Raw genomic sequence first — 11082 nt, forward strand, 5'->3', positions numbered from 1 at the left:
GGATCGAGGGTGGGGGTGGTGCCGGATATGGCGCGACATCTTCGGGGCCACCCCCACCTCCAACTCCTCCCCACAAGGGGGAGGAGAGTGCGCGAGCCGCCGCGCGACACCCTTCGACTTCGGAGCCATCCATGAACATCGCCGTCAGCGCCCAGTCGCTCGAAACCGCCCGGGGCGCGCCGCCGGTTCCCCGTCCGGCATCCCCCGCCCATGTCATCCGCGACGATGCCGAGGCGATCCGCGTCGCCCATGGCCTCGCCAGGGAGTTCCGCGAGGGCGCGTCCGAACGCGACCGGACCAACCGGCGGCCCTATGCCGAGCTCGACGCGTTCTCGCAGAGCGGGCTCTGGTCGATCAACGTGCCCAAGGCCTTCGGCGGGCCGGAGGTGTCCTACAAGACCCTGGCGCAGGTCGTCGCGATCATCTCGGCGGCGGATCCCTCGATCGGCCAGATCTCTCAGAACCATCTCGGCATCGTGGCGGCGATCCGCACGGTGTCCGACCCCGATCAGCAGGCGCTGCTGTTCGGCGAGGTTCTCAAAGGCACCCGCTTCGGCAACGCCTTCTCGGAGATCGGCACCCCGCGCGCCACCGACTTCAAGACCCATTTCGTCGATGACGCCGACCACGTCATCGTGCGCGGCAAGAAGTTCTATTCCACGGGGGCACTCCTCGCCCATCTCGTCCCCATCGTCGCCCTCGATGGCGAGGGGCGCGCCTGGTACGCCATCGCCGACAGGAGCGCGCCCGGCCTCACCGTCATCGACGACTGGTCCGCTTTCGGCCAGCGGACGACGGCGAGCGGTACCGTCCTCATCGACGACGTCCGGGTGCCCAAGACCCATCTCGTGCCGGCCTGGAAGGGCTACGAGCAACCGCGCTCCGACGGGGCGATCTTCCAGATCATCCAGGCGGCGGTGGATGCCGGCATCGCCCGCGAGGCTATCGACGACACCATCGCGTTCGTGCGCACCAAGACCCGCCCCTGGGTCGATAGCGGCCAGGACCGTGCCTCCGACGACCCCTACACGATCCAGGCCATCGGCGAGCTGACGATCCGGCTCCATGCGGCCGAGGCCATCCTCGACAGGGCCGGCCTCGCGCTGGACGAGGCGGTCGCCAACCCGAGCGCGGAGACGGTGGCCGCGGCCCAGCTCGCCGTGGCCGAATCGAAGGTGCTCACCACCGAGATCGCCGTGCAGGCGAGCAGCAAGCTGTTCGAGCTCGCCGGCACCCGCTCGACGCTCGCCGAGAGCAACCTCGACCGGCACTGGCGCAACGCCCGCACCCACACCCTCCATGACCCGGTGCGCTGGAAATACGCGATCATCGGCAACCACGCCCTCAACGGGGTCAATCCGCCGTTCCACGCCTGGAGCTGACGGGCCCGTCTGAACTGACAGTCTCTCGGGGCCGACAGTCCCCAGACACTCGAAAATCGGCTAGAGGGCGGGCATGACATCTGCCCCCCTCGTCCGCTTCGCTCCCTCGCCCACGGGCTTCCTCCATATCGGCAACGCCCGCCCGGCGCTGCTGAACGCCCTGTTCGCGCGGGCGCGCGGCGGGCGTTTCCTGCTGCGCCTCGACGACACCGATCGGGAGCGATCGACGGAGGAATTCGCCAAAGCCATCGAGGAGGACCTCGCCTGGCTCGGCATCGTGCCCGATCTCTTCGCCCGCCAGTCGGACCGCTCCGCCATCCACGATGCGGCGGCCGAGCGCCTGAAGGCGGCGGGCCGGCTCTATCCCTGCTACGAGACGCAGGAGGAGCTCGAGCGTCGCCGCCGGCGGCAACTCGGACGGGGCCAGCCGCCGATCTACGACCGGGCGGCGCTCGGCCTCAGCGATGACGAGCGCGCGGCTTTGGAGGCCGAGGGGCGCACGCCGCATTGGCGCTTCAAGCTCGATGCCCGCACCGTCGCCTGGGACGATCTCGTGCGCGGGCCGGCGCATGTGGATTGCGCCTCCCTCTCGGACCCGGTGCTGATCCGCGCCGATGGCAGCTACCTCTACACGCTGCCCTCCGTGGTGGACGATGCCGAGATGGGGATCACCCATGTGATCCGCGGCGAGGACCACGTCACCAATACCGGCGTGCAGGTGCAGATCTTCGAGGCCCTGGATCAGCCGGTGCCGATCTTCGGCCACCACAACCTGCTCACCACCGCCGACGGCGAAGGCCTGTCGAAGCGGCTCGGCCACCTCTCGCTGAGGGGCCTGCGCGAGGCGGGCTACGAGCCCGGCGCCGTGCGCTCGCTCGCCGTGCTCACCGGCTCGGCCGAGGCGGTGCGCGCGGTGCCGGGCCTCGACGACCTCGCCGCCCTGGTCGATCTCTCCCACATCTCGCGGGCGCCGGCGAAGTTCGACCCGCAGGAACTCGACGGGCTCAATGCTCGCCTGATCCACGCCATGCCCTATGACGAGGCGCGCGAACGCCTCCTCGCCCTGGGCATCCCGGAGGCACGCGCGGAGGCGTTCTGGGCGGTGATCCAGCCCAACCTCACCAAGGTCGGGGACGCCGCCGAATGGTGGCGGATCGTGGCCGGGCAGGTGACGCCGGTCATCGCGGATGCGGGCTTCGCCGCCGCCGCCCTGGACGTGCTGCCGCCCGAGCCCTGGGATGGCCAGACCTGGAAGGCCTGGACCAATGCGGTGAAGGAGCGGACCGGCGCCAAGGGCAAGGCCCTGTTCATGCCCCTCCGCCTCGCGGTGACAGGGCTGGAGCACGGGCCGGACCTCTCGGGCCTGCTGCCCCTCATCGGCCGGGACATCGTGGCGGCGCGGCTCGGCGGTCGAGACTGACGGCCTCGGCCTGAAAAGCGGATCCAGCTTTTCAGACCAAACGGCGCTGATCCCGACCGATGGTCGTCCTCATCGTCGGCCGGTCTCGGACCGATGCCGGTCGGCCTCATACCCCCTCCGGTCGATCGCTTCGGTCAGTATGGCCGGAGCAGGCTCCCTCTCCTTCCAAAGGGAGGGGACCCGCACTCGCCGGACACCGAATGCAGCGGCCGGAGACGGCCTCAGGCCGCGCGCACGGTATCGAGGAAGCGGCGGACCTCGCCGTTCAGGTGTTCGGATTGGCGAGAGAGCTCGCCCGCCGAGCCGAGCACCTGGGATGCGGCGGCCCCCGTCTCTTCGGCGGCCCCCGCGACGCCCGAGATGTTGCTCGTCACTTCGCTCGTTCCCGTCGCGGCCTGGGCGACGTTGCGGACGATCTCCTGGGTCGCGGCCCCCTTCTGCTCCACCGCCGCGGCGATGGTGGTCGCCACCGAATCGATCTCGCGGATGCGGGACGTGATGGAGGCGATGGCCGACACCGCCTCGCCGGTGGCACCCTGGATCTGGGCGATCTGGCTGGAGATCTCGTCCGTGGCCCGCGCTGTCTGGCTGGCTAGTTCCTTCACCTCCGTGGCCACCACGGCGAAGCCTCGGCCGGCCTCTCCCGCGCGTGCTGCCTCGATGGTGGCATTGAGGGCGAGAAGGTTGGTCTGCGCGGCGATGTTCGAGATCAGTCCGACGACGTCGCCGACGCGGGAGGCCGCCTGGGACAGGGCCTGCACCAGGGCCGCCGTCCGGTCGGCCTCCGTCACGGCGCCCTGGGCGAGATCGGCCGACCCGCTGACCTGCCGTCCGATCTCCTGCACGGAGACGCCGAGCTCCTCCGCCGCCGCGGCCACGGTGTTGACGTTGGTGGCGGCTTCCTCGGCGGCGGCCGCCACGGTCATGGATTGGCTCGCCGTCTGCGTGGCGGTGGAGGTCATGGTCTGGGCGGTGGCCTGGAGTTCGGTGGCTGAGGCCGACACCATCTCGATGATGCCGCCCACGGCGCCTTCGAAGCTGTCGGCCATCGCGACCATCGTGCGCTTCCGTTCCGCCTGTGCGGCGTCGTCGGCGATGCGCCGGATGTCGGCTTCCTCGGCGGCTTTCCGGGCGACCATGGCCTTGATCTCTTCCACGGCCTTGCCCACGGCGCCGATCTCGTCGCCGCGCTTGGCCTCCTCGATCTCGGCGTCGATGTCGCCCTGCGCCATCCGCTGCAGGACCGAAACGAGATGGCCCAGCGGGCGGGTGATGCCGAACGTGACGATGAGGCCGGCCAGGATCGCGGCGGCGGTGAGGCCGATGGCCGCGATGGCGATCAGGCGCTGGATGGTGTCGGCGACCTCGGCTTCCAGTGCTCGCTTTCCCGCCTGCATTTCCTCCGTGATTCGCTGGGTGCGCTGCTCGATGAACGCGTTCAGCTTCGTCCGTGCCGGCTGGCCTTCCTGCTGCACGACCTGCAGCGCCTTGGCGATCTCGTTCTCCAGAGCGAGCGCCGTCGCACGATGCAGGATGACGAAATACGCTTCGGCCATTTGCCGGACATCCTGGCCGATCTTGCGACGTTCGGGGGTTTCGGCCAGGAGGATCAGCCTGTCGATATGCTCGATCGTCGTCTTGGCGGCCTGTTCATACCGTGTCTTGTGATCGATAATCTTTTCGGGCTGCTTCTCCAGCAGGATGTTGCGGCTCAGGAGGGCCGCTTCCGCGAGTTTGAACTGAGCCCGCAGATAAGTCTCCTGGCGGACTGTGAGAACGTCGGCATAATATTTTGTCTGTTCGGCGACGCTGTTCAGGGCCGTGCGCGAATAGGCCACCAGCCCAACCGCCATCAGTCCCATCAGGGCCAGCGGGATGGCGATCTTCAGCATCACGCTGGCTTGCCTGACGACCTTCATCTCGAACCCCGGATTGATATGCGCTCAGGCGCAGCAGAATGCGAAGAAGGGTTACAAGAGATCGTCTAAAGATAAGCTTAAGTGCGCATGTGTGGGCAATCGATCTGTCGCCGGCCATTGCGATCAAGCAAGTGCGGAGGAAGGACTGCTTAAACAGGCAGGATCGTGCCGGATGTCAAGACAGAGATGTGTCGTGACTTGAATCTGATACGAGAGATCTTGTCGTTCGGGCGAACGTCACCGAGCTAAGCTCTCGATATGGGGTCGCTCATGGGGGAGCCTGCAAGGAGGCGAAGCGTTCCGTCGCGCCGAGTGTCTTCAGCCCGGTGGCTCCGTCCCGATCCGGCGCGGCTCGGGTTCAGTCGCCTCCGCCCGCCGCCTTCGGCAAGAGCGCGTCCCGTTCCCGGAGGAGATGTCCCACGAGCCGTTCCGCCGCCTGGCCCGGCGGTCGGCCCGCCGGGCGGATCAGCATCGTCTCGATGGGCAGGCGCGGCCGGAACGGTCGCAGCACGATGGGTAGGTTCGCGAGCGCGCGGGCGGGAAGGGGATCGACGATGGCGATCCCGAGCCCTTCGGCCACGAGGCCGCAGCGCGCGGACGTATACTGCGCCATGAGGCCGAAGCGCGGGGCGATGCCGGCCGCCGCGAAGGCCGCTTCGATCGCCTGCTGGAACACCCCGGTTCCACCCGCGATCAGGGGCTCGTCGACGAGATCGCCCACCTCGATCGCCCGCCTGGCCGCGAGGGAATGCCCCCGGGGCAGGGCGCAGACCGCATCGATGGCGAGGAAGGGCTCGCCGATCACGCCCGCATAGCCGGATCGGGGCCGCACCAGGCCGAGATCGCATTGACCGGAGGCGGCCCAGGACCAGATCGTCTCCGGCGCCGGCACATGGACCGCGACCCGGACGCCCGGTAACTCCTCGCTCAACCGCCGGATCGCCCGCGGCAGCAGCCGCGAGGCCAGGGACGGTTGGCAGGCGATGCGCAGCGGCCCCGTGCCGAGGTCGCGGATCTGGCGGGCCGCCTGGGACAGGTGGTCGAGCCCCGCATAGGTCCGCTCCACCTCACGGGCGAAAGCTTCACCCTCCTGCGTCGGCAGGGCGCTGCCATGGCCGCGCACGAACAGCGCGAAGCCGAGATCGGCCTCGAGCTGCGCTATCGCGCGGCTGACATGGGGTTGCCCGATGCCAAGGGCGGCAGCGGCCCGCGTCATCCCGCCATGACGCAGGACGGCGCGAAAAAGATCGAGATGGGCCGGGTTCATCATGCCTGTTTCGCATGGACAGCGACGGGTCAAGCATTTGACGGCATGAGTGCTGGATGGTTGTCAAGGCGTCCGCGCCGAGACCTCTCCGGTTTGGCGGTCCGATCGGGATGAGACGACGCGATGCAACGGATTACGGCGGGATGGGGCAGCGGCCTTCTGGGCGTCATCATCTTCAGCGCCTCGCTGCCGGCGACGCGGGTGGCGGTCGGCGGTTTTACGCCGCTCTTCCTGACCTCGGCGCGCGCGGTGATCGCGGCCCTGCTCGGCGCGACGATGCTGTTCGCTCTGCGGCAGAAGCGTCCCGAAAGATCCGATCTCGCGTCGCTGGCCATCGTGGCCGTGGGTGTCGTGGTCGGTTTCCCCCTCCTGACGGCGCTGGCGCTCCAGCACATCACGTCGGCTCATTCCATCGTCTTCATCGGCCTGCTGCCGCTCGCCACCGCCATCTTCGGCGTGATCCGGGGCGGAGAGCGTCCGAGCCCGGCCTTCTGGCTGTTCTCCGGCATCGGCAGTCTCACGGTGGCGGGCTTCGCGCTGTTCCAAAGCGGGGGCGGCTCGCTCACGGGCGACCTCCTGATGGTGGCCGCGATCGTGCTGTGCGGCCTCGGCTACGCGGAGGGCGCCACCCTGTCGCGCCGGCTCGGGGGATGGCAGGTCATCTCCTGGGCCCTGCTCCTGTCCCTACCGGTCATGGCTGCCATCGCCCTCGTGAACCTGCCCCCGGCCTGGAGCGGCATCGGCCTGCCGGCCTGGATCGGCCTGCCGGCCTGGATCGGCCTCGCCTACGTCTCGGTCTTCAGCATGCTGGTGGGGTTCGTGTTCTGGTATCGCGGACTGGCCCTGGGCGGGATCGCCGGCGTCGGGCAACTCCAGTTGCTGCAGCCGTTCTTCGGCCTGGCTCTCGCGGGCCTGCTGCTCCACGAGCCCGTCGACCCGAGCATGCTGGCGGTGACCGGCATCGTCGTTCTCTGCGTGGCGGGGGCCAAGCGCTATGCCTGAGGGCGCCTGCTTCCCGGGGGAAGCTCAGGCGATCCGCGACACCAGGATCTTGTCCACCCGGCGCCCGTCGAGATCCACCACCTCGAAGCGCCAGCCGGCGATGTCGCAGGTCTCGCCGGTCTCCGGCAGGCGCTGCAGCTTGGCGATGACGAGGCCGGCGGCGGTTTCGTAATCGCGGCTCGATTCGAGCTTGATGCCGAGCTGGTCGGCCATCTCGTCCACCGGCATCCAGCCGGCGATGAGCCAGGACCCGTCCTGGCGCTGCACCGCCTCGGGCTCGGAATCCTCCGAATGGAACGCGCCCGCGATGGCGTCGAGGATGTCGGCCGGGGTCACGAGCCCGTCGAAATGGCCATACTCGTCGTGGATCAGAGCCATGGGAACGTCGGCCGCCTGGAGGGCGGTGAGCGCGTCGAGGGCGTCGAGGGTGTCGGGGAGCACCGGAGCGCTGCGGATATAGGCGCGCAGGTCGAACCGCTCGTTCTCGATGAGCGCTTTGACCAGTTCGCGCACCTGCACCACGCCGAGCATGTTGTCCGGGTTGCCCTCGCCGACCGGGATGCGCGAATGCGGGCTCGAGACCAGCATGGCGCGGATCTCCTCCGGCGCCTTGTCGAGGTCGATCCAGTGCACGTCGGTGCGCGGGGTCATGACGCCCCGCACGGCGCGGTCGCCGAGGCGCAGAACGCCGGCGATCATCTTGCGCTCGTCGGTCTCGATCACCCCCGCCGTCTCGGCCTCCGCCACGATGGTGCGGATCTCCTCTTCGGTCACCGCGCTGGCGCTGGAGGCTTCCTGGCCGAACAGCCGGAACACCGCGCGGGTCGAGGCGTCGAGGAGCCAGACCGCCGGAAGCGCGATCCGCGAGATCAGCCGCATCGGCCGGGCGACGAAACAGGCGATGCCCTCAGGGTCGCGCAGGGCCACGTGCTTGGGCACGAGTTCGCCGATGATCACCGACAGATAGGTGATGATGGCGATGACGATCCCGTAGCCGAGGGGATCGGCCACGGGTTTCGACAGGCCCGCCTCGAACAGGATCTCGGTGAGGCGTTCGCCGAGCGCCGCGCCGGAGACGGCGCCGGACAGGATGCCGACGAGGGTGATGCCGATCTGGACGGCGGAGAGGAAACGTCCCGGATCTTCGGCGAGGGTCAGTGCCGCCTGGGCACCGGGCCGGCGCGCCTCCACCATCATCCGCAGCCGGGACTTCCGCGACGAGACGACGGCGAGTTCGGACAGCGCGAAGGCCCCGTTGAGGGCGATCAGGGCGACGGCGACGGCGAGCTCGAACACGTTCGGTTCCGTAAGCCGGAGCCGCTTGGACCAAGCGTGCCCGACTTCCTAGTTTGCGGCGATCGCTCGCCTGTCGCTCCGGTGAGCGACGACGAGCGCCTAGATGGGCTGTCGAACCGGGCTGGTCAACGGTCGGGGTCGGACGATGGACCCGGAACGAGGGGGGGCAGGCGCGAAAGGCGGAGCGCGATGGCCAATGCCAGACCGTAGAGGGCGCCGAAGAAGGCGACGACCCCCGACCATCCCGCATGTTCGAAGAACCAGCCCCCGGCCGTGCCGAGCACCGACGACCCGAGGTAATACAGGCACAGATAGACCGAGGAGGCCTGCGCCCGGTCGCGCAGGGCGCGCCGCCCGATCCAGGAACTCGCCACCGAATGGGCGCCGAAGAAGCTCACCGTGACCACGACGATCCCGGCGATGATGAGGGGAAGGCGCTCGGACAGGGTCATGAGGATGCCCACGAGGCCGAGCAGGATGGCGAGCCACAGCACCCGGCGCCGCCCGAGCCGGCTCGCGATCTCGCCCGTCACCGCCGAGCTGAACGTGCCGGCGAGATAGACCACGAAGATCGCGCCGATGGCCGACTGGCTCAGGTTGTAGGGCGGATCGAGCAGGCGAAAGCCGATGTAATTGTAGACGCTGACGAAGCCGCCCATGAGCAGGAACGCCTCCGCGAAGAGCCAGGGCAGGCCCGGATCGCGGAAATGCTGGCCGAACGTACCCGGCACCTGTCGCCAGCGCATCCGGTTGGGGAGAAAGCGCCGCGACGGCGGCAGGCCGCGCCAGAACAGGATGGCGGCGACGAGCGCCAGGATTCCAATGGTGCCGAGGCCGACGCGCCAGGAGGCATGGTCGGTGATGATGCCGGCGATCAACCGCCCGACCATGCCGCCCATGGCGTTGCCGCCGATGAGGAGCCCCATGGACAGGCCGATGGCGCGGGCATCCATTTCCTCGCTGAGATAGGCCATGGCGACCGCCGGCAGGCCGCTCGCGGCCAACCCCGTGAGCGCGCGCAACGCCAGGAAGCCGTGCCAGCTCGGCACGATCACGGCGATGAGGGTGAGGATCGCCGAGGCGAAGAGGGAGGCGACCATGATCGGCTTGCGCCCCCACACCTCGGAGAGCGGGCTGACCACGAGGAGCGCCAGGGCCAGCATCGCGCAGGGGAGCGACAGCGACAGGCTGCTCTCCGCCGGCGAGACATGGAACTCGTCGGCGAAGACCGGCATCAGCGGCTGGACGCCGTAGAGCACGGCGAAGGTGGAGAAGCCTGCGGCGAACAGAGCGAGGGTGGTCCGACGAAAGATCGGCGTCCCGGCCGTGATCAGGCGGTCGCTCTCCTCGGCCATGGTCGCCGGTCTCCTCGATGTCGCGCGCTCGCGGGAGTGTTGCAGAAGCACGGAACGACGCGGGCCGCACCCCTCTTTCGAGACATGCGGCCCGTGACGTCACGACAATGCGGCCAAGCCGGCTTACTTGCCCGGCTTACTTGGGCGGAGCTTCCGCAGCCTCGCCCTGCTGCTGGATCAGCGGGGTGATGCGGCGCACCGTGACCCGGCGGTTCTCGCGCGAGGCCTCCTGAGTGTTCACCTTCAGGGATTGCTCGCCGTAGCCCTGGGTGGTGAGGTTCTCCGGGGGCACCTGGAAGTTCTGGCTGAGCACCGTCGCCACCGACTGGGCGCGGCGATCCGAGAGCGACAGGTTGTCGACCTCGCTGCCCACCGCATCGGTGTAGCCCTCGATGAGGAACACTTCCTGCGGGTTGGCCTTCACCGCCTGGTTGATGGCCGCCGCGATGTTGCCGAGCCGCGAGGCCTGATCGGGTGTCACGTCGAACGATCCGGTATCGAAGGTGATGGTGTCGATGTCGACGCTGCGCATCCGTGCCCGCAGCTGCGGGCTGTAGCGCACCTGATCGAGGGTGTAGCGGCGGTCCACCGCCACCACCGGCGGGGCGGACAGTGCCTCGTAGACCTGCCGCTCGTCGGCGCCCTCGTAATTCACCACGTAGCGGTCGCGGGGGATGCGGATGTCCGGCGGCGGCAGGTCGATCACGTCCTCGTAGATCGGACGCTGGGGACCGCCGAAGCCGTTGTCGATGATCACGACCTCGCGGCCGTCGCGGAAGCGGCGCGAACGGCGCACGAGGCGGCCGTCATCGTCCACCACGGTGACGATCTGGATGCCGCCCGGACGGTCGAGATAGGTGATCGTGTCGCCGCCGCGGCGCTCGCTGCGGTAGGCGCCGCGGTCGAGATAGCGGAAGCGCTCGTTCTCGTCGTGCCGGATGAAGTAATTGTCGCGATCCCGCACGATGATGCGGCCGGGCTCGCGGATATAGGTGCGTCCGCCTTCGTTGAACTCACGCCGGTCACGACGGACCTCGTCGTAGCTGCGCACGTCGTTGCCGCGGAAGCCGCCCTCGACATAGCCGGGCCGGCCCGGACGGTTGAAGACGTCGCGGCGGTCCCGCTCGTCCTTGCGCTCGAACGCCTCGCGGCGTTCGCGGTCGCGTCGTTCGATCTCGCCACGCCGCTCGGTGTCGCCCGCCGCCGGGCGGTTGGCGCCGCCGGGCCGGTTGTCATCCGCGCCACGCCTGTCGTCCGGCCCGCGCCGGTCGTCCGCACCGCGCCGGTCGTCCGCACCGCGCTTGTCGTCACGGTCGTTCTTCTCCTGCGCCTGACCCGGCGGGACGAAGGGCTTACCCGGAACGCCCGGCCGGGTGTTGGGAGCCGGCTTCGCGTCGGGGGCTTTGGTATCGGGTGTCTTAGCATCCGGCGTCTTGGCATC

8 protein-coding genes are annotated in these 11082 nt (G+C 69.1%); 3 read left to right on the forward strand and 5 right to left on the reverse strand.

Features of this window, described 5'->3' with window-relative positions:
* The first annotated feature begins 131 nt into the window (after positions 1-131).
* Positions 132-1382, forward strand: a complete 1251-nt coding sequence (locus MBTS_RS22335) for an SfnB family sulfur acquisition oxidoreductase (protein ID WP_192216508.1) — start codon at positions 132-134, stop codon at positions 1380-1382.
* A 73-nt stretch (positions 1383-1455) separates the two neighbouring features.
* Entirely contained in the window at positions 1456-2802 is a 1347-nt protein-coding gene (gene gltX, locus MBTS_RS22340) for a glutamate--tRNA ligase (RefSeq protein ID WP_192216509.1), read from the forward strand.
* A 221-nt stretch (positions 2803-3023) separates the two neighbouring features.
* Here gltX and MBTS_RS22345 read toward each other — a convergent pair whose 3' ends face one another.
* Together MBTS_RS22345 and MBTS_RS22350 are read right to left on the reverse strand one after the other, a co-directional pair.
* Positions 3024-4721: a methyl-accepting chemotaxis protein gene (locus MBTS_RS22345; RefSeq protein ID WP_192216510.1), complete on the reverse strand. Its 1698-nt coding sequence runs from the start codon at positions 4719-4721 to the stop codon at positions 3024-3026.
* 358 nt (positions 4722-5079) lie between these two features.
* Complete coding sequence (locus MBTS_RS22350) at positions 5080-5991, reverse strand: LysR family transcriptional regulator (protein ID WP_192216511.1); 912 nt, start codon at positions 5989-5991, stop codon at positions 5080-5082.
* A gap of 120 nt (positions 5992-6111) precedes the next feature.
* Here MBTS_RS22350 and MBTS_RS22355 point away from each other — a divergent pair, with 120 nt between their 5' ends.
* Positions 6112-6990 carry a DMT family transporter gene (locus tag MBTS_RS22355; RefSeq protein WP_192216512.1) on the forward strand — a complete coding sequence of 293 codons (879 nt, stop codon included), beginning with the start codon at positions 6112-6114 and terminating at the stop codon, positions 6988-6990.
* A gap of 24 nt (positions 6991-7014) precedes the next feature.
* Here MBTS_RS22355 and MBTS_RS22360 read toward each other — a convergent pair whose 3' ends face one another.
* From MBTS_RS22360 to MBTS_RS23565, 3 genes are all read right to left on the reverse strand, one after another.
* Positions 7015-8286 carry a hemolysin family protein gene (locus MBTS_RS22360; protein ID WP_192216513.1) on the reverse strand — a complete coding sequence of 424 codons (1272 nt, stop codon included), beginning with the start codon at positions 8284-8286 and terminating at the stop codon, positions 7015-7017.
* 125 nt (positions 8287-8411) lie between these two features.
* The gene (locus tag MBTS_RS22365) at positions 8412-9641 is read right to left on the reverse strand and encodes an MFS transporter (RefSeq protein WP_192216514.1); all 1230 of its coding nucleotides are present in this window, start codon (positions 9639-9641) and stop codon (positions 8412-8414) included.
* A gap of 136 nt (positions 9642-9777) precedes the next feature.
* A partial coding sequence (locus MBTS_RS23565; protein WP_210322925.1) for an OmpA family protein occupies positions 9778-11082 on the reverse strand: 1305 nt, incomplete at its 5' end.

Origin of the sequence: Methylobacterium bullatum (genome assembly GCF_014845095.1) — a bacterium.
In the GTDB taxonomy this organism is placed as follows: domain Bacteria; phylum Pseudomonadota; class Alphaproteobacteria; order Rhizobiales; family Beijerinckiaceae; genus Methylobacterium; species Methylobacterium bullatum.